Raw genomic sequence first — 18,451 nt, 5'->3', positions numbered from 1 at the left:
TGACTTAGTGTAAAATATGGATTAGCAAAACGCGCTAACACAGCATTAACACAGTAACCGATTTAGACATAATGTCATAAGCTTGCGTCAAATTATAGCGCCAAGCAACGAGATAGGGTAAAGATGGCAAACTTTTTTAAAGTAACAAAGCAAAACAAAGCAACAGGTCAAGTTTTAACCGTGAAGGTAGAGCGACTTGATCATAACGGTTGCGGTGTGGCTCAACATAAAAAAAAGCCTTTATTTATCCCTGAGACGCTAAAAGACGAAGTTGTTGAGGTGAGGCTGATTGAGCAAAAAAATAAATTTGTCAAAGGTAAGTTGTTAAAGGTTATAACCCCTAACCCAGAAAGAGTACAAGCAAAGTGTTTGCATTTTTCTGTGTGTGGTGGCTGTGATATTCAACATCTTAATCAAGAGCAGCAGTTACTATTTAAACAAGATAAAGTGACTGACTTATTTGCCCGACAAGGTGTTTCGAAGCAGTTACCATGGCAAGCGGCAATTAAAGGTGTACCTTGGCATTATCGAAGAAAAGCAAGAATTGGTGTGCAATTTAATAAACATGGCCAACCTATTGTTGGTTTTAGAGAAAAAGGAAGTAGTCACTTAACACCAATAAAATCTTGCCCTGTTCTAGTTGAGCCCTTATCAGCTATTTTTATGGCATTAAAAGCATTAATAGAACGTTTGTCAGTGAAGCAAGCCATTGGTCATATTGATGTAGTTTGGGCTAGCTTACAAGGGGAGTTGTCTTCTCAAGGTATTGTGAACATACGGCAATTAAAAAAGCTAAATGCACACGATGTTGGACTTTGGCGACAATTTGCAGACGAATTTAACTATGCGGTTTTTATTGATAATGGAGAAGCGTGTATCGCGTTAACAGAGTATTTCACAGAGAAAGTTGAATATTCTCGTAATGCGCCATTTTCATATAGTTTAAATAACAGTGTCACTATTGGCTTTGGACTAAAAGATTTCATTCAAATTAATCAGGGAGTTAATGAAGAAATGGTCGCTCAAGCTATGGATTGGCTTGATTTAGATGTTAATGATTATGTGCTCGATCTTTTTTGTGGTTTAGGAAACTTTAGCCTTGCTATGGCTAAACAAGTAAAGCAAGTAATCGGTGTTGAAGGCGTGCAATCGATGGTTGATAAAGCGTCTAACAATGCGAAACAAAATGACATTAAAAACTGTCAATTTTACCAAGCGAATATAAACGAAAGCTGGCAATCTCAGCCTTGGTTTGTTGCATTGAATCAACAATTACCCAACAAAGTTCTTTTAGACCCTGCTAGAGCAGGTGCAGAAGAAGCAATGCCGTATATTATTAAAGTAAATCCTAGCCACATTCTTTATGTAAGTTGCGACCCTGTTACGCTAGCAAGAGATAGTCAAGTACTCCTAGAACATGGTTATATATTAAGTAAAATCTCTATTATTGATATGTTTTCTCAGACTAAGCATGTTGAGTCTATGGTATTGTTTAATCGTGCTTAAAAAATTTATTACCTGAAGGACAACCTATGGTTTCGGTAAGAAAATCTCACCAAATTACAGTAAATAGTTTTCAACAATGGCTTAGTTCTATTGAGTTAACTCTAAGTAAAAAAGAAGCTATTTCAGCTATGTGGGCAATAATGGCTGACTTTTATCACGATGAAGAAAAAAAACCTCGTCGAGAATTGGTGAAGTCGATGGAAATGGTTGAGATTTTAGCCTCGCTCAATTTAGATGATGACTCACTTATTGCGGCGTTTCTAACCCCGTTGTTAGAGAGTCATTTGATAAATATTGAAACAGTTGAAGAGCACTTTTCATCATCAATATTGTCATTATGCCAAGGTGTTGAACAAATGGCGGCAATTAAAGCGTTAAGGCAACAACAATCAGCAAATAACATCGATAATATCAGGCGTATGCTACTTGCCATGGTTGAAGACGTTCGTGCGGTGGTGATTAAACTGGCTGAGCGTTTATGTGATTTAAGAGAAAAGAAAGACAGTGACGAAGAGAGTAGAGTACTCGCTGCAAAAGAAAGTGCCAATATATATGCGCCACTGGCAAATAGGCTGGGTATCGGTCAGTTAAAATGGGAACTAGAAGATATATCATTTAGATATTTACATCCCCAAGTATATAAGAAAATAGCTAAGTTACTTGATGAAACAAGGCTTGAACGAGAAGAGTATATGGCTGACTTTGTTGGTATTATTAACCAACAATTGATTGCATTAAATATTGATGGCGAAGTCTACGGACGACCAAAGCATATTTATAGTATTTGGAAGAAAATGCAGCAAAAATCACTCGATTTTGAACAGTTGTTTGATGTTAGAGCAGTACGTGTTGTTGTTGAAAAAATACAAGATTGTTATTCAGCATTAGGTATTGTGCATACACAGTGGCAACACTTAGCGAAAGAATTTTCAGACTATGTCGCCACACCAAAAACTAACGGATACCAATCTATTCATACGGTGGTTTTAGGCCCAGAAGGGAAATCTGTTGAAGTACAAATTCGTACCAAGCAAATGCATGAAGATGCAGAAATGGGTGTTGCGGCACACTGGCGTTATAAAGAAGGTAATGCTAGCGGTAAAACGAATAGTTTTGATGACAAAATTAGCTGGTTACGAAAAATTTTGCAATGGCAAGACGATGTTGCTGAAAGTGGGGAACTGCTAGAAGAGTTACGTAGCCAAGTGTTTGAAGATCGCATTTATGTTTTTACCCCAGGTGGTGATGTAATTGACTTACCTATGGGGTCGACACCTTTAGATTTTGCTTATTATATTCATTCTAATGTTGGTCATTGTTGTATTGGTGCAAAAATTTCTGGAAAAATCGTTCCTTTTACTTATCAATTACAGACCGGTGATCAAGTTGAGATTTTAACCAGTAAAACGCCTAACCCTAGCCGTGATTGGTTGAATCCTAATTTAAACTATATATATTCCAGTCGCGCAAGATCAAAGGTGCAAAGTTTTTTTAAACTACTTGATCGCGATAAGCATATTGCGCATGGAAAAGACTTATTTGACGCCGAAGTGGCTAAACATAACTTTGTAGAAGTCGACTTAGTTGCAGCAGCTAAGCGCTTTAATATGAACTCTGCGGAAGATTTATTTGCGGCCATTGGTTCTGGTAATGCTCGGTTACAGCAGGTAATGAACTTCTTTAGTCAAGCAGAAAGTAAACTTAAGCCCAAAGAAGAGATTGATCCTCAAAGCCTTGTTAGACATAGTTCACCTCAGAAAAAAGTGTCTGCAGACAGTAATGGTATCACTGTTTCTGGCGTAGGTAATTTACTCTCTCATATGGCGAAATGCTGTCAGCCTGTACCTGGTGACGATATTGCTGGTTTTATTACTCAAGGCCGAGGTATTTCGGTACACCGAAAAGATTGCGAGCAATTAGCCAACTCATTGAATCAGCACCCAGAGCGAGAAGTTGAAGTACAATGGGGAGATGAGAACCAACGGAGTTACCAAGCTTCTGCATTTATTGTTGGCAGTGAAAGACAAGGGTTATTGCGAGATATATCGACCATAATAGCCAATGAGCGTGTCAGTATTATTGGTATGGAAAGTAATACTGACTCAATAAAGCAAACCGTCAGTATGACCGTGAAGATGGAAGTTTCTAGTAGTGAGCTTCTGATGCGTATTTTAGAAAAGGTACGCCAATTAGATGATATTATTGAAGTTAAACGTCTTTAGGGTAACTCATAAAAAATTAATACCTATACCCTTTGAGTAATTAGTAAGTAGATAAAAGAAATTAAACCATGATAAATGACGCACCATCAATTGAAAAATTACGCTGGATCATGTCTAAACTTCGAGATCCAGAAACAGGTTGTCCTTGGGATGTTAAACAAGATTTTGCTTCAATAACTCGTCATACATTAGAAGAAGCCTATGAAGTCGTTGATGCTATTGAACAACAAGATTTTGCCGAGCTTGAGAAAGAATTAGGCGACTTACTTTTTCAAGTTATTTTTTATAGTCAACTTGGTGAAGAGCAACAGTTATTCAACCTCGATAGTGTTATCACTGCAATTTGCGAAAAATTAATTCGCAGACATCCTCATGTGTTTAGTAGTGCCGATCTGCAAACAGATGAACAAATAAAAGCAAATTGGGAAAATGAAAAGCGTCTTGAGCGTGAATTAAAGCATCAAAACTCAAGCCCTAATGCTAATACTTCAGCGACGATACTAGCTGATATCCCTAAAAATTTGCCAGCACTTTCTCAGGCGGCCAAAATTCAAAAACGCTGTGCGCATGTTGGTTTTGATTGGCACAATATTGAAGATGTCTTTGATAAAATTAAGGAAGAAGTGCAAGAAGTCGAAGAGGAACTAAACCGAGAACCGAAAGAACCTAAGTTATTAGCCGAAGAGTTAGGTGATTTAATGTTTGCTGTTGTTAATTTGTGTCGACATGCTAAAGAAGATCCTGAAACATTACTACGACAGGCTAACCAGAAATTCACCAAACGTTTCAATGCTGTTGAAGAGCTAGCTAATCTGTCTGGCAAAGCTTTTGAAAGTCATGATTTAGAAGAGCTTGATCAATATTGGGTTCAAGTTAAAGCAAAAGAGAAAATAAAATAATGACAACAAAAGCGCATGAAATAATAACTCAGGGTAATGAAATGCTTGATGATCAAAATATTGCATAGGTAAGCATAGGATCTAATAAATAGGGACAAGTTCTTTTTGAAAGTGTATCTGACCCTATTATTAATTTATTACAATATTTGCTCTATGTCGCTATACACTTCAAAGTTGATACTAGGCTAAGCCTCATGTTTAGGGCAGTTTTCAAGGAACTTAGCGCCTGTGGGGGTACGTTGAGTAGAGAAGTCCATGCGGACTGAAGTTAAAACAGGCATATTACCCTTGTTTTTCTCTGTAGGTTGCCACTTCCAATTAGCTATAGCGGCGGCTGCACTTTTATCAAATACACCTTTAGGATATGAAGAGCGGACTTTATACCCCTTAACTTTTCCATTTTGATCAATACCGACTATCAGATCAACACAACCGGATATGTTGTTTTTTGCAGCTAATATCGGGTATCTTGGTTCTATTTTTTTAGCAACAGTCCAGTATTCTTCAATAAGTTTAACTTGCTCTTTACCTGAAAGATCAATATAGCTAATTTTAGTGTTTTCAACTTTAGTTGTTGATGCGCAGGAAGTTACAAAAATTGTAAATGGTAGTAATAAGTATGATTTATTCAAAGCTTTTTTTTCTTTAGCTCTAACGCCCAAGTTATGGGCAAATATTAGTTGGTTAAACTAAGTGATGCAGGAGCAAAAAATCATTTTTTGTCCTGATTAATGTACTTGATATTTGTACTGTATTGACAAATAACGCTATCACTTAGAGAGTTTTATAATTAATAAAAGTAAACGCCAAAAATCAGTTGTTCACAGCAGTATTAAATAGAACTAGCACTCGTAACATGAGAACCATTTAATAATAGTGTTTCAATGATTATCCTAAACAAGCTTATCGCCAGCCCTCCATATAAATGTCTGCCCCTGTTAATTTGGCAGGTTCAAAACCTGTTACCTGCAGTGGTACTACTAGCAGTGTAACCAAATGGTAAACCATCATTATTCGGCCCACCATCCGTACCATCTTCTTCTGATACTAAGCCTAATATATTAATGAAAGTCAGCGACATTAATGCATAGTTAAAGGTATTAATGGTCGCCATTAACGTCAGTAGGGTTGTTTTATAATTAATAAACAGGTCAGGTTCACACAGGTTAAATATGTACCTTATAAAATCTGTACCTGACCTCATTTATCATAAAGTTTTATTATTTACTGAAACATCTCTCAAGTAATTTAGTAATATTATTTGATTTAAGTTTTTTTGATAGCTCTAAAGCCGTTACACCACTCTGATAAACTGAATTTTTACAACTAGCTCCGCTGTCCAATAAATATTCAACCATAGCAGTATCGCGGTTCATTACGGCCATATTCAGCGCATCAATACCAGAGGATGAAATATTCATATTTATATCGGCCCCTAAATCCAATAACTGAGCTACCGCTTCTACCCTGCCGCAATCTGCAGCCATCATAAGCAAGGTAACCTGCTCTTTAGACCGTTTATTAATGTCTTCTGGTTTAAGTAATATTAAAAGTTCATTGAACAACTCCATATCACTAGATAAAGTGACATACATTGCTTCAAATAAAGAGTCAAATGATTCTTGAGACTTAATGTAATTAATATCACCTATTGACGCTGCAAGGACCACCTTACTTGGAGGCTCTTTTCGCTCTATTTTCCCTGCAAGAAATTCCTTTACCTTTACTAGTTCGCTTTCCGAAAACGTAAATTTAAAATTTGGACATGATGAACCTATTTCTTTAGCAAATACGCCGCTATTTACTAACATAACTACTAACAATATAACTGTCGATTTCATGTGTATCCCTTACTATAAACTTTTGATAAAATTAACCATAATATCTTCTGGCTTATCGTTAACTGTCCCATATAATTTCCAGTTAATCTTCAAATTAGGCCAGTCTATAATCCTTGAGGTATAACTTGCAGGTATATGTGTATTAGTTAACATATATTGATTAATATCTTTAATTCCGATATCAATTGCAGCTTTTAAAAGAACAGCAGATTTATCACCTAGGTCGTAACCATTATTTATAGCCGCAATCATCCCTGCTTGGTATTGATAAGCCTCTGCTAATTGAGCTATGAGTTTTAAATATTGTTGTGCTCTATATCTAAATTATAACTACATGATGAACCACCCTCATCAGGCCCACTTTGTTAATGTGTACCTGACCCATGACCCCATTTATTTAATATCAATGTAAACCAGGTGTTACATTTTGTTTGACTCTCGACTATTGTCCTTCATACAGTTACTCAGGACTTCAAGTGGAATATTTTGCTTCTTGACAAAGTCAGTGACGCTTAAATCAAGTTCGTTTTTGGCGTTATAATCAACATTAAATTTGCAAATAAACTTTATTGCATCATGGTTTTTCCAAAGAATCGCGTGATTCAGTAAGGAAGTCGCGTATTTCTGTGAATGCAGAATAGATTCACGTTCATTATTAAATATTATTTTTAAACAACCGCTTCCATTATGAGGTATTACCAAATGACCTAAAGATTCATATTTGGAGTGTAATTTAGGGGATACACCTTTGTTTAAAAGCTGCTCTAATAATTTACTATTGCAGTCATCAGAAAAAAGCTTGGTTATAAAATTATAGCCTTGTTTAGTTTCATTTATCATTACCAAATCAGTTTTAGATAAACTATCCACCCATGAAAAGTCACCTTTAATAGCTGATACTCTCCAATCTTGATAATTTTTAATTTCCTCATTGGCTGAACAAAGTAGGCTAAATAAAATTGAAACGAGTATTAACAAATATTTCATGGTAAAAGATCTCCAATATCTTTAAATTCATTTCCGTCGGAAACTATACCAATAACAGCTCCTAAATAGTTTTTTTGGTTTACCATTGAATGTAATTCAAGGTACCTGCTAGTATCTCGTGCCAAGTAATAGTCCTTAAGATTCCTCTCGATTACAACTATTACCACTCCATTGGCTAAAGCGGCATCAAGTAAATTAACTCCCGTTGAAAGAATATTAGCTGCTTTGGGAAGCATGGATAAAATTTGTCCTGTTATGCTATTTTTTATAATTATTTGGTCGCTTGCCGAAATTAGAGTGATCCCCCAACTAGAAAGTTGATGAGGAGTTAATATTGAACTACAACTACTCCCGCTTTCAACAGGCCCACCACCAGTATCACCTTCTGCTGGCCCTAACCCGAATATATCAACAAAGGTTAATGGGTTACTCAATACATAGTTATAGGTATTAATACCGTTATTAACGTCAAAAAGGATTATTTTATAATTAATAAACAGGTCAGGTTCTTTAATTACTATGTACCTGACCTCACTTACCATTCGACACTACTCAATATTCACTTCAATGTTTTGAAAGGTTGATATAATACCTTTTGAGTTATCATTCACTAATTCATAAAATCTCAAGTTTACTTTCAAGTTATGCCAATACATAGCCATTGGATATATTCGCCGCTATCGATATAATGTAACAACTAAGCTAACACTTAGAGAGTTTTCTCTTCAAAATAAGAAAACGCCAAAAAACAAGTAGCCATAAAAAAATCAACCCGATAGCAACCAATGAACTGAAATAGTCAAAAACTTTCAGAAAAAATAAAAAGCTAAAAACAGAGAATATACTTTCAAATAACCTTAATAAAAAGCGATTCATATTATCCCTCCATACAGTAAGAATTTGTGTTTGAACTAATAATACTAGAACCATTTGATAGTACTGTTTCTGTGATTATTCCATCACCACCTTCACTATACCAATAACTCAGAACAAGCTTATCACCAGCTTTCCAGTAATGCTGTGAATTCGCCATGTACCATAACCCTGCTGCTGCACTTGTTCCTGGAGTAAGCTTTAAAGCAGCCCCAATTAATACAAGGGGCACATCATTTGTTGCATTACTAATAGATTGGTCGTTCGAGTCTGCTTGCTCTTGAGTTATTGCTCCTGAGTTTGTTCCACCCATCACATCTCCTTTTATCGAACAACCACATGGTGAACTACCATCACCAGGCCCACCACCTGTATCCCCTTCTTTTGGCCCTAATCCCAAAATATCAATAAAGGTTAATGGGTTACTTAACACATAGTTATAGGTATTAATGCCTCCATTAACGCCAATAGGGTCACTTTGTAAATATCTACCTATGCTGGCGTCATAATCACGAAAACCGTTGTGCTGTCGTTATCATGATAGTTGAACTCTGTACGTTCAGCACCACCAGCATGTTCACTAAATAACGGTAGTGTTAGGAGAAAATAGTATTATTGAAAGCACTGCAAGAAATAGATGCTTAATTTGAAAACTCATAAATATCCTTATTAATTATTTTGATAAATAGCCAGTACAAAAAACGCTATATGTTTGCCTTCCTTGGAATCTGAAATGTAACACAAAGTGTATATTACGTAAATGTATATTGAATATTATGTATCGCATGCAGTGTATTCTGTTTTTGTGGTGCATTTATATAAATTTATTTTAAAGGTGGTAGCTCTTCTTATCAGGATGAATATTTTCTATAATTCAGTGCTTGTTTATAAAGGCACTATACTCGAATGAAATATATATTGAGATGCTTGAGCAATATTGGGTTCAAGTTAAAGCAAAAGAGAAAATAAAATCATGACAACAAAAGCGCATGAAATCATAACTCAGGGTAATGAAATGGGTGATGATAAAAATATTGCACAGGTAACCATTGCTTTAACAAACCCTAAAAGCCCCAGTAATGTTGGTGCAGTAATGCGCGCAGCAGGTTGTTATCATGTTTCGCAGGTGCTTTATACAGGTAAACGTTATGAATACGCTGCAAAACATACCAGTAATAAACTGGCAACGGACACTAAAAAAGCGAGACAAAACATTCCATTAAGTGGTGTTGAAAGTTTCATTGATTTAGTTGGTGCACTGGATAATCTTGCCAAGACGACTAAAATTATATGTGTAGACTTAGTTGAAGGTGCAACACCGTTACCACATTTTCAGCACCCAGAACATGCGGTTTATATCTTTGGACCTGAAGATGGCACCATCAGCCAACAAGTTATAGATTGTGCTGATGAAGTGGTTTATGTGCCAACAAAGGGGTGTATGAATTTAGCAGCATCAGTTAATGTGTTGTTATATGATCGTTTAGCTAAGTTAGAATTAGCAAAAGATAAAAGTCATAACGCTGATAATGAGTTAATTCGTCAAAGTAGAGATACTAACAATAAAGTTAAAGTGAGAAGTTAACCCTGTTGTTACTTTAATGCTTTAATCGAGCAGGATGATATATGGAACAAACGATTAATCAAGGTGTGGCAAAAAAAGGTAAAGTGCTGTTACTTAAGTTCGTGGGGGTGCTATTTGTTGGATTAGCTGTACTTGGCGTTGTATTACCTATATTACCTACCACACCTTTTTTATTGGTTGCTGCAGCTTGTTTTGCTAAATCATCTCCGCGATTACAGCGAAAACTCATGGCGAATAAAACCTTTGGCCCAATGATTCATGATTGGCAAACTCACCGTAGTATTCCTCGTAAAGCAAAACGAGTTGCGTTGTTAACTATTGTCCTCTCGGTGGTTTGGTCAGCATTTTTATTAAAAAGTTGGCCGCTAACATTATTAGTGATTGCGTTAGTGATAGGACCTTTTATATTTTTATGGCGCTTGCCGTTAAGTAAATAGCTTTAATATAGTTCACTTAATATCTCTCTTTGTTTCGTTTGCTTTGTTAATTGATGTAATCAGTAATTAAGCACTTCCAATCGAACAAAGAAGTGCTTATCAATGAATTTATTTACAGCAGTTCTTTTAAAGAATAAATATGCACACCAGAAGCCCCATGAACTCCTGTACTAAAGCTGCTTGGCGGATCTCTTAATACTAAAACAATATAATGACCATGAACATAAACTGAACTGATACTATTCTCTATTTCAGCATAAACAATTTTTTCAATAATGCCGTTTGATATAATAAAGTGCTTTAGTTTTTTATCATTAGCTAGAATGATGCCATCAGGACTAACTGCTATGTGATCATACTGAGCATTATCAGTCATTATATCTGATAGTTTTAATCTATCGCTAATGGTGTTGCCAGCCAAATTATACCTGATAAAACCACCTTCACCTTGGTGATCAGGAATGTCAGTAGGTCCTAAATCCGCATAAAGATAATCATTTTTATATTCTAAATCCAATAAAATCGATACACCATCTTCCTTAACAGTTGATTTAATTTGAAAAACATCACTTTCTTTTTTATACAAAGAAATAAAGTTGTTAGAATCAATAGTACTAGTAGTGACGAAGCGATTATCTGGTAAAGCAATAATATTATTGATTAGCTTGTCGGTGGTAATGATACTGTTACTAATAAATTCCCCACCAACATGACACATTTCCTTAACGGTACTCAATGGGGAAGATACTTTATTTAATGCTACCCAATAAAAGCAATTGTTTTGCGATGTAAAAGGCACTTGTCGTAACTCTTCTGGCTCTGTTTGATAGAGTTCATTTAGTGTTAAACCATCATAATGGTAAAATATAATTTTATTACCTTGAAGTGAAGCTATTGTATTTCCTTGAACTTCAACTAGGTAAGATGGATGTTCCACTATTAAGTTTTGTTCATCAATATAGCCGTTATCGTCTAAATTAAGGGTTAATAATCCTGTCACTGATGGAATTAAAATATCCTCATTCCAATGGGTTATCACATTTTCAGACCCTGAGACCCATATAGAATCGATTGGTTCGATATTAACGATTACTTCTTCAATAATATTTTCTTTATCATCATTAGGGAATTCATTATTAATATTTTCATCACTACTGCTACCACAGCCTATGATAATTAAACTTAACAATCCGATAATTTGAAGCCTTTCAAATAACATAAAATGTCCTTCTGTTTTTATGAAAAGAGAGGCATAACCTCTCATTCAGGTAAGTTTTTGTTTGAAGCGTATTTATTTTCGCGAAAACATCGAAGTGTATAAAAGATGTCGCCAAGCAGGGTAACAGAGCTATTGCTCTTAGTATTATCAATTTAAATTCCTTTTAAATTAGGTAATAACAACAATTTAGTGAAGCGATTTCTTGCTGTTAATAATATGTATCGCTCAGTGTAAGCGAACAAAAAGATATCACGCAAACAGAGCGTATACAATATTCTTTAATGTTATGTTGTTGGTTCCAATTCTCTTGTACTTGTATTGCTGCTGTGTTGTTGAAGTTAGGGGTGACTAATTCAAGCATATTAGAATATTTTTAAGGTTAAAGTGACTTGCTACAGAAGACTATTAAAGGTATGAAGCCCATAACAAGAGACTATAGCGTTCATCGTTAATTTTTGGTGTAGCGTATTACACCACCTCTTAACATCGAATTTAAAATAAAAAAATAAATGGGTTCAGGTACACTTTAATCGTTAACGTTGTCTTAAATTGAGCGTACCTCAGTATTGGTATCTAAAAATGATTCATTGAACGTATATGAGTTATTTTATCAAGAGCAATAACAGTGAGGTTATTGCTCTTATGTTATATCGCTGTTTAATAGCTCACCATATTAACGACTGATTAGGCGAGTGCTTTAGCAACAATGGCAGCTAAGTGTTCAGGTAAAGTAAGTGATAAGGCGATTGTATGTCCTTTATCAGACATTTTACCCCAGGTTTTTTGTACGATACGTATTATTTTTTCTTCAGAATATTTAGCTGCAAATTCGTCAAAGTAATGTTGAAGAAAAACTAAACAGGCGACGTCTTCAAGCGTTTGTGTGTCACTATTTGTTTTAAGCTTTTCTTTACGTAATATGCTGGCGGTTTTATTAATATCTTCTTCAGAGTAATCATGCTCTTTCATAAGTTCAGAGGTTAATTCAGCGTGAAACTTGCCTTGGGCTATACGCCATGCATAGTATCCTGCTTTACCTGCTTCAAATTCTGAACGTTTTAGGTGCCAACGTTTTATATGCTGAGCTCGAACGGCTATTTGTAATAACTCATTAGCGTCAGGCCAAAATTCTTCAAGACAGGCTGTCATTCGCTGACCATACAGAAGCTCTTTAGGCCTTTGCTCGCCATTTATTTCACTAAGGTTTGGGTCTTGGCTATTGATGTTGTCGATAGCATTAAGTACGTGCGATAATTGTTGTGTTTTATTCACATCATTTATAGTCATTAAGTTAAATCTCTTTCTTTTAAATGAGCTAGAACATGGCAGTTCAAAAATAGTGTAAAGAAGAATAACAGTTAATAATTTTTAACTAAAATTTTTTTTATAACTATTTTGTCACCATGGCATGGTTCTTATTGTCGTTCGTGTGGCTTTTCAGTATAATACTTTCCCGTCCTGCTGGTTCAACTATACTCTTCTTTAAACTAAACTATTTAACGATAGTAGTATAAGTAATTTCCAGCACAAAATTTCTGTTTTTCCTGACTTCTGGGTAGCACATGACAACTAGATATATTTTTGTAACTGGCGGTGTTGTATCGTCTCTTGGTAAAGGTATTGCAGCGGCTTCTTTAGCAGCAATTCTTGAAGCACGTGGTTTAAAAGTTACCATGTTAAAATTGGATCCTTATATTAATGTTGATCCTGGTACCATGAGTCCTATTCAACATGGTGAGGTTTTTGTGACAGAAGATGGCGCAGAAACAGATCTTGATTTAGGTCATTATGAACGATTTATTCGTACCAAAATGACCAAAGGTAATAACTTCACAACAGGTAGAATTTATCAGGATATCTTAGCGCGTGAGCGTAAAGGTGAATTCCTTGGTGCTACGTTGCAAGTTATTCCTCATATTACCAATGACATTAAACGTCGTGTTGTAGAAGGTGCTGAAGGCTACGATATTGCGATGGTTGAGGTAGGTGGTACAGTAGGTGATATTGAGTCACAACCTTTCCTCGAAGCGATTCGCCAATTAGCAACAGAAGTAGGGCGTGAACGTGCCATGTTTATGCACCTTACTCTTGTTCCTTATCTTGCCGCTTCAGGTGAAATTAAAACAAAGCCTACTCAGCACTCAGTTAAAGATTTACGCTCCATAGGTATTCTTCCTGATATTTTAGTTTGTCGTTCAGATAGACCTATTCCCAATGCGGAACGAGCAAAAATTGCGTTATTTACAAACGTTGAAGAAAAAGCGGTTGTTTCAATGCGTGATGTTGACAGCATTTATAAAATCCCTGCATCATTAAAAGCTCAAGGAACAGATGAACTTGTGGTTAAGCGTTTTGGTTTAAATGTACCAGAAGCTGATTTAAGTGAGTGGGAACAGGTTCTTTATCAAGAAGCGAACCCTAAAGGTGAATTAACTGTTGGTATGGTCGGTAAATACATTGAATTACCAGATGCCTATAAGTCGGTGAATGAAGCGCTTAAGCATGCCGGTTTAAAAAACCAAGTGACTGTTAATATCAAGTATGTCGATTCACAAGACCTTGAAGTGAAAGGCGTTGATCTTCTTAAAGATCTTGACGCTATTTTAGTACCAGGTGGTTTTGGTGAACGCGGTGTTGAAGGTAAAATTTTAGCCGCACAATATGCACGTGAAAACAAAGTACCTTATTTAGGAATTTGTTTAGGTATGCAAGTTGCGTTGATCGAGTACGCTCGCAATGTAGCTGGCCTCGAAGGTGCTCATAGTACAGAATTTAATACCGAAACTGCTCACCCAGTAATTGGTTTAATCAGTGAGTGGCTAGATGAAGAAGGCCAAGTTGAATATCGTAACGAGCAGTCAGATTTAGGCGGAACTATGCGTTTAGGTTCGCAATTGTGTCACCTAGTGAAAGGTACCAAGGTCTGCGACGTATATGGTAGTGAAACCATTAATGAAAGACACCGTCACCGTTTTGAGGTAAATAATAACTACCGCGATCAATTAAGCAAAGCTGGTTTAGTTTTTTCGGGGCTATCGTCAGATAAGAAATTAGTCGAGGTGATTGAAATTGCTGATCACCCATGGTTTGTAGCAGGTCAATTCCATCCCGAGTTTAATTCAACTCCTCGTGATGGACACCCGCTATTTGAAGGCTTTATTGCAGCCTCTTTTGAGTTGCAAAAACAGCAGTCAAACTAATAAGATTGATTATTTTAAAACCGTAGCTATTGCTGCGGTTTTTGCTTTAACAAGCAAAATAACGTGTGTTAAATCGATTTATATTATTCGTTCTAAACTTGTAGAACGCCATATTAAGTAGAACTTAGGAAAGACAATGTCAAAGATTAGTAATATTTTAGCTCGTGAGATCATGGACTCTCGTGGTAACCCAACTGTTGAAGTAGATGTTTACCTTGAATCTGGTGCTTGGGGTCGTGCCGCTGCGCCATCTGGTGCTTCTACAGGCTCTCGTGAAGCGTTAGAGCTACGTGATGGTGACAAAGCACGTTATTTAGGTAAAGGTGTTTTAAAAGCAGTTGCCGCAGTTAAAGAGTCAATTACACCAGCACTTATTGGTCAAAATGCTCTTGAACAAGCAGCTATTGATAAGTTAATGATTGATTTAGATGGCACTGAGAATAAAGAAAATTTCGGTGCTAATGCTATTTTAGCCGTTTCTTTAGCGGTTGCTAAAGCGGCAGCAGCAGACAAAGGTGTTCAATTATTCGAACATATTGCTGACTTAAACGGCACACCAGGTGTTTATAGCCTACCTGTGCCGATGATGAACATCATCAATGGTGGCGAACATGCAGATAATAACGTAGATATTCAAGAGTTTATGGTTCAACCTGTTGGCGCTAAAAATTTTAGTGAAGCGTTACGTATGGGCGCTGAAATCTTCCATGCACTTAAAAAAGTATTATCTAGTAAAGGCTTAAATACGGCAGTTGGTGACGAAGGTGGCTTTGCTCCAGACTTAGCGTCAAATGCTGATGCGTTAGCGGTAATCAAAGAAGCAATTGCAGCAGCAGGCTACACGCTAGGGACTGATATTACTTTAGCACTTGATTGTGCCGCTTCAGAATTTTTTGATAGTGAAAAAGGTATTTACGACCTTAAAGGTGAAGGAAAGCAGTATAGTTCAAATGAATTTTCTGATTTCTTAGGCAAACTATGTGATGAATACCCTATTGTGTCGATTGAAGATGGTTTAGATGAATCAGATTGGGATGGTTTCAAATATCAAACTGAATTATTAGGCGATAAAGTACAAATTGTAGGTGATGACTTATTTGTAACTAACACTAAGATTTTACAAGAAGGCATTGATAAAAACATCGCTAACTCAATCTTAATTAAGTTCAACCAAATTGGTTCTTTAACTGAAACATTAGCCGCGATTAAAATGGCTAAAGATGCTGGTTACACCGCAGTTATCTCACACCGTAGCGGTGAAACTGAAGATGCAACCATTGCCGATTTAGCGGTAGGTACAGCAGCAGGTCAAATAAAGACAGGTTCACTATGTCGTTCTGATCGAGTTTCTAAGTACAATCAATTATTAAGAATTGAAGAGTTCTTAGGTGATAAAGCCGTTTATAATGGCTTAAGTGAAATTAAAGGCCAATAACAATCAATACATTTGCTATATAGCAAATACTACGTCGTTATTTGTACTCATTGACTAGCGTCAACTCCGTGCAAATGCCTTGTATTATTACTATATAGCTACAGTATTCATTATTATTTTGTCTTGTTAAAAATCACTAATAAAAAAACGCAGCGTTAGCTGCGTTTTTTATGCTCGTTATTTAGCAAAGGCCAACAGGCCCTCATGAAAACTCTTTAATCGTATCCATGATTAACTGGGCCGTTTCTTCTGGTCTTTCAAGTGGAAACATATGGCCTCCTTGTACACTAGCGAGGTGCAACGTTTTATTTAATTTTGCGAATTTTTCGAAAAAGTGTATTGGGCACACATCCGTTTGTTCGGCATAGATAAGCTTGGCTGGAATGGTGAGTTTGTTTTTGTAGCTACTCAAGTTGGTCGGTAAGTCTCTAAAAATTTCTGCTTCAATTTCTGCACTAAAGGCGAGCTCTAGCTGATCATTTTTTTCAATAATACCATGTTTCACATAATCATTTAGACAACGCTGATCAAAGTTTTTAAACAAACTTCGTCGAGAAAATAGCTCGGCTACATTTGTGTTTAAAGGCCAATGAGAACGTCTTTTCTTTGCTCTACCAGCAGGGCTAAATTTATCAATTAATGGGGTCTTTTTAATTATTTTTGCCATCATGGCAACTGAGCCAGTAAATACTGGCGGATCTAACATGATGAGACCTTTAAATAGGTCAGGACGCTGGCATGCGGCAATAAAGGAGAGTACGCCACCAAAAGAATGACCTACGGCAATAACAGGCTCGGCAATTTTATGCTGCTCTTCAATAAAGTTAATGAGTTGCTCAACTAAAGGTTGCCAATTGTTCTTTACTGGATAGTCAGGATGATGGCCATATTTATCAAGGGCAATGACATTGATATTTTCAGGGAAACTATCAAACAGTGCTTGATAACTGCCTGAAGGAAAACCATTTGCATGGACGAAATTAAGCGTTGTTTTTGTCATTGGGAAAAGTATCTAGCCGACATGAAGATGAGTGTTAAATTTAAACGGGTGTTTGAAAGAAGTCAATGAGTTGTTAATTGATCTAAATAACCAGAAGTTAGGTACAAGCAAAGTGACTGAGTAAGTTATTTATACGCCTATCTACGCTGGTTTTGTTATCAATGGGGAGCATAGGTCCAAGAAATCTGCCTCGATGGCCACAAAAATATCAACAAAAATAAACACGTCCCAGATATTTTATTATTGTGAATACATTTCACAAATTCTGTAACCTAAGTTGTTAATGTCAATATTTTATACACATATCAAGGTCATTATTATCCACATAGTCTAAAGTATTGTTTTTGGGTATACATTATACAGTGGCTTGTTTGTTGCATTCATTTACAGTGATATTTTAATTAACTATTTTCCATAATAAAGGACTAAAATAATGAAAAAAAAACTATTGAAAAGTAAATCTTTAAAAGTTGTTGTTGCTATTTGTACCATAGCATTGAGTGGTATTGCTAACGCAGGAGTAATTGAATTAACTCCTGATGCAGATGCTAGTGTTTGGGATTTTAACGATGATGGCATCGCAGATCGCATTGGTAATTGGAATCGTAATGAGGTGTACTCACCTAATAATGTCAGAACCGTCATTGAATTTGATTTATCAAATTTTTCAGCGGGTGCTATGGTAAGTTCGGCAATTTTAGGCATATCGGAGTTTACAACACATGCAGGTATGGGGATTGATCTCTTTGCTTATAATGCCAATGGTAGTGTTGAATTGGCTGACTGGGGAAGAACAGATATCTTTCAACAAACGTTTATTACTGATGGCATTTTAGATAGGCTGGAATTTGATGTATCCTCTGTTATTCAGACACTCATTAATGCTAATGCGACACATGCGGGATTTTTATTTAAAGATGATCCTAATAATATAGGCGTTATTTGGGGAACATACGACTCTAAATCAAATCCAGAAAATATAACTTCATTAACGTTAAGTTTTGATTCAATCCCTGTGCCTGAACCTTCTACATTTGCTATTTTTACAATAGCCGCATTAGGTTTAGCTTCTCGAAAATTTAAAAAGCGAGTAAGTTAGAAGCTGAATTATAATTACATTTTGCCTACAGAAGTGGTCAAAATTAGTTGACCACTACAACGTAATAACATATTAGCAAGCTAGAAAGCGTTACTGCTTTTAATTGTTTTAACGTTGTTTAATGGTATTATTTTTGTGATTGAAGCTT

The 18,451-nt window shown here is 36.1% G+C and carries 17 protein-coding genes and 1 pseudogene; 8 read left to right on the top strand and 10 right to left on the bottom strand.

Annotation, left to right across the window (positions count from 1 at the left end):
- The first annotated feature begins 123 nt into the window (after positions 1-123).
- The 3 genes from rlmD to mazG all read left to right on the top strand — a co-directional run bounded on the left by rlmD (position 124) and on the right by mazG (position 4,627).
- A complete protein-coding gene (rlmD, locus tag D1094_RS15025; protein ID WP_118960926.1) occupies positions 124-1,506 on the top strand; it encodes a 23S rRNA (uracil(1939)-C(5))-methyltransferase RlmD in 1,383 nt (460 codons plus the stop codon).
- A gap of 26 nt (positions 1,507-1,532) precedes the next feature.
- Positions 1,533-3,728 carry a GTP diphosphokinase gene (relA, locus tag D1094_RS15020; protein WP_118960925.1) on the top strand — a complete coding sequence of 732 codons (2,196 nt, stop codon included), beginning with the start codon at positions 1,533-1,535 and terminating at the stop codon, positions 3,726-3,728.
- Between the two features lie 68 nt (positions 3,729-3,796).
- Positions 3,797-4,627 (top strand): nucleoside triphosphate pyrophosphohydrolase, encoded by an 831-nt coding sequence (mazG, locus tag D1094_RS15015; protein ID WP_118960924.1) that lies wholly within the window; start codon positions 3,797-3,799, stop codon positions 4,625-4,627.
- A 185-nt stretch (positions 4,628-4,812) separates the two neighbouring features.
- Here the strand turns inward: mazG and D1094_RS15010 are convergent, their stop codons facing one another.
- From D1094_RS15010 to D1094_RS19060, 7 genes and pseudogenes are all read right to left on the bottom strand, one after another.
- Entirely contained in the window at positions 4,813-5,259 is a 447-nt protein-coding gene (locus D1094_RS15010) for an energy transducer TonB (protein WP_259337978.1), read from the bottom strand.
- A 320-nt stretch (positions 5,260-5,579) separates the two neighbouring features.
- Positions 5,580-5,741 (bottom strand): hypothetical protein, encoded by a 162-nt coding sequence (locus D1094_RS18675; RefSeq protein WP_182440208.1) that lies wholly within the window; start codon positions 5,739-5,741, stop codon positions 5,580-5,582.
- A 106-nt stretch (positions 5,742-5,847) separates the two neighbouring features.
- Positions 5,848-6,468, bottom strand: a complete 621-nt coding sequence (locus D1094_RS15005) for an ankyrin repeat domain-containing protein (protein ID WP_118960923.1) — start codon at positions 6,466-6,468, stop codon at positions 5,848-5,850.
- A gap of 12 nt (positions 6,469-6,480) precedes the next feature.
- The gene (locus tag D1094_RS15000; protein ID WP_118960922.1) at positions 6,481-6,720 is read right to left on the bottom strand and encodes a hypothetical protein; all 240 of its coding nucleotides are present in this window, start codon (positions 6,718-6,720) and stop codon (positions 6,481-6,483) included.
- A gap of 168 nt (positions 6,721-6,888) precedes the next feature.
- On the bottom strand, positions 6,889-7,455 hold the full coding sequence (locus tag D1094_RS14995) for a hypothetical protein (protein ID WP_118960921.1): 567 nt from the start codon (positions 7,453-7,455) through the stop codon (positions 6,889-6,891).
- Positions 7,452-7,997 carry a hypothetical protein gene (locus D1094_RS14990; protein WP_118960920.1) on the bottom strand — a complete coding sequence of 182 codons (546 nt, stop codon included), beginning with the start codon at positions 7,995-7,997 and terminating at the stop codon, positions 7,452-7,454. The genes D1094_RS14995 and D1094_RS14990 overlap by 4 nt, the downstream gene beginning before the upstream one ends.
- A gap of 335 nt (positions 7,998-8,332) precedes the next feature.
- Positions 8,333-8,842: pseudogene (locus tag D1094_RS19060) on the bottom strand (RHS repeat-associated core domain-containing protein); the annotation flags it as partial.
- Between the two features lie 459 nt (positions 8,843-9,301).
- Here D1094_RS19060 and D1094_RS14980 point away from each other — a divergent pair.
- Both D1094_RS14980 and D1094_RS14975 read left to right on the top strand, forming a co-directional pair.
- Entirely contained in the window at positions 9,302-9,913 is a 612-nt protein-coding gene (locus D1094_RS14980) for an RNA methyltransferase (RefSeq protein WP_404851489.1), read from the top strand.
- Between the two features lie 41 nt (positions 9,914-9,954).
- Positions 9,955-10,350, top strand: a complete 396-nt coding sequence (locus tag D1094_RS14975) for a YbaN family protein (protein WP_118960918.1) — start codon at positions 9,955-9,957, stop codon at positions 10,348-10,350.
- 112 nt (positions 10,351-10,462) lie between these two features.
- Here the strand turns inward: D1094_RS14975 and D1094_RS14970 are convergent, their stop codons facing one another.
- Together D1094_RS14970 and D1094_RS14965 are read right to left on the bottom strand one after the other, a co-directional pair.
- The gene (locus D1094_RS14970; RefSeq protein WP_118960917.1) at positions 10,463-11,569 is read right to left on the bottom strand and encodes a hypothetical protein; all 1,107 of its coding nucleotides are present in this window, start codon (positions 11,567-11,569) and stop codon (positions 10,463-10,465) included.
- Positions 11,570-12,253: 684 nt separating this feature from the next.
- Positions 12,254-12,856 carry a DUF4202 domain-containing protein gene (locus D1094_RS14965; protein WP_118960916.1) on the bottom strand — a complete coding sequence of 201 codons (603 nt, stop codon included), beginning with the start codon at positions 12,854-12,856 and terminating at the stop codon, positions 12,254-12,256.
- A gap of 275 nt (positions 12,857-13,131) precedes the next feature.
- On the opposite strand from D1094_RS14965, the gene D1094_RS14960 reads away from it, so the two are divergent.
- Together D1094_RS14960 and eno are read left to right on the top strand one after the other, a co-directional pair.
- Positions 13,132-14,769 carry a CTP synthase gene (locus D1094_RS14960; RefSeq protein WP_118960915.1) on the top strand — a complete coding sequence of 546 codons (1,638 nt, stop codon included), beginning with the start codon at positions 13,132-13,134 and terminating at the stop codon, positions 14,767-14,769.
- A gap of 136 nt (positions 14,770-14,905) precedes the next feature.
- Complete coding sequence (gene eno, locus D1094_RS14955; RefSeq protein ID WP_118960914.1) at positions 14,906-16,204, top strand: phosphopyruvate hydratase; 1,299 nt, start codon at positions 14,906-14,908, stop codon at positions 16,202-16,204.
- Between the two features lie 202 nt (positions 16,205-16,406).
- Here eno and D1094_RS14950 read toward each other — a convergent pair whose 3' ends face one another.
- The gene (locus D1094_RS14950; protein ID WP_118960913.1) at positions 16,407-17,204 is read right to left on the bottom strand and encodes an alpha/beta fold hydrolase; all 798 of its coding nucleotides are present in this window, start codon (positions 17,202-17,204) and stop codon (positions 16,407-16,409) included.
- Positions 17,205-17,637: 433 nt separating this feature from the next.
- On the opposite strand from D1094_RS14950, the gene D1094_RS14945 reads away from it, so the two are divergent.
- Positions 17,638-18,303: a PEP-CTERM sorting domain-containing protein gene (locus D1094_RS14945; protein ID WP_118960912.1), complete on the top strand. Its 666-nt coding sequence runs from the start codon at positions 17,638-17,640 to the stop codon at positions 18,301-18,303.
- Positions 18,304-18,451: the final 148 nt, after the last annotated feature.

This window comes from Colwellia sp. RSH04, assembly GCF_003545765.1.
Classification (GTDB): domain Bacteria; phylum Pseudomonadota; class Gammaproteobacteria; order Enterobacterales; family Alteromonadaceae; genus Colwellia.
The sequence above is the reverse complement of the archived record's forward strand: the minus strand, read 5'-3'. Positions and strand labels throughout refer to the sequence as shown.

Bases quoted from the DNA above. Each gene is read 5' to 3' on its own strand.
- rlmD (WP_118960926.1), top strand. From the start codon at position 124: ATGGCAAACTTTTTTAAAGTAACAAAGCAAAACAAAGCAACAGGTCAA.
- relA (WP_118960925.1), top strand. From the start codon at position 1,533: ATGGTTTCGGTAAGAAAATCTCACCAAATTACAGTAAATAGTTTTCAA.
- mazG (WP_118960924.1), top strand. From the start codon at position 3,797: ATGATAAATGACGCACCATCAATTGAAAAATTACGCTGGATCATGTCT.
- D1094_RS18675 (WP_182440208.1), bottom strand. From the start codon at position 5,741: ATGGCGACCATTAATACCTTTAACTATGCATTAATGTCGCTGACTTTC.
- D1094_RS15005 (WP_118960923.1), bottom strand. From the start codon at position 6,468: ATGAAATCGACAGTTATATTGTTAGTAGTTATGTTAGTAAATAGCGGC.
- D1094_RS15000 (WP_118960922.1), bottom strand. From the start codon at position 6,720: ATGATTGCGGCTATAAATAATGGTTACGACCTAGGTGATAAATCTGCT.
- D1094_RS14995 (WP_118960921.1), bottom strand. From the start codon at position 7,455: ATGAAATATTTGTTAATACTCGTTTCAATTTTATTTAGCCTACTTTGT.
- D1094_RS14990 (WP_118960920.1), bottom strand. From the start codon at position 7,997: ATGGTAAGTGAGGTCAGGTACATAGTAATTAAAGAACCTGACCTGTTT.
- D1094_RS14980 (WP_404851489.1), top strand. From the start codon at position 9,302: ATGACAACAAAAGCGCATGAAATCATAACTCAGGGTAATGAAATGGGT.
- D1094_RS14975 (WP_118960918.1), top strand. From the start codon at position 9,955: ATGGAACAAACGATTAATCAAGGTGTGGCAAAAAAAGGTAAAGTGCTG.
- D1094_RS14970 (WP_118960917.1), bottom strand. From the start codon at position 11,569: ATGTTATTTGAAAGGCTTCAAATTATCGGATTGTTAAGTTTAATTATC.
- D1094_RS14965 (WP_118960916.1), bottom strand. From the start codon at position 12,856: ATGACTATAAATGATGTGAATAAAACACAACAATTATCGCACGTACTT.
- D1094_RS14960 (WP_118960915.1), top strand. From the start codon at position 13,132: ATGACAACTAGATATATTTTTGTAACTGGCGGTGTTGTATCGTCTCTT.
- eno (WP_118960914.1), top strand. From the start codon at position 14,906: ATGTCAAAGATTAGTAATATTTTAGCTCGTGAGATCATGGACTCTCGT.
- D1094_RS14950 (WP_118960913.1), bottom strand. From the start codon at position 17,204: ATGACAAAAACAACGCTTAATTTCGTCCATGCAAATGGTTTTCCTTCA.
- D1094_RS14945 (WP_118960912.1), top strand. From the start codon at position 17,638: ATGAAAAAAAAACTATTGAAAAGTAAATCTTTAAAAGTTGTTGTTGCT.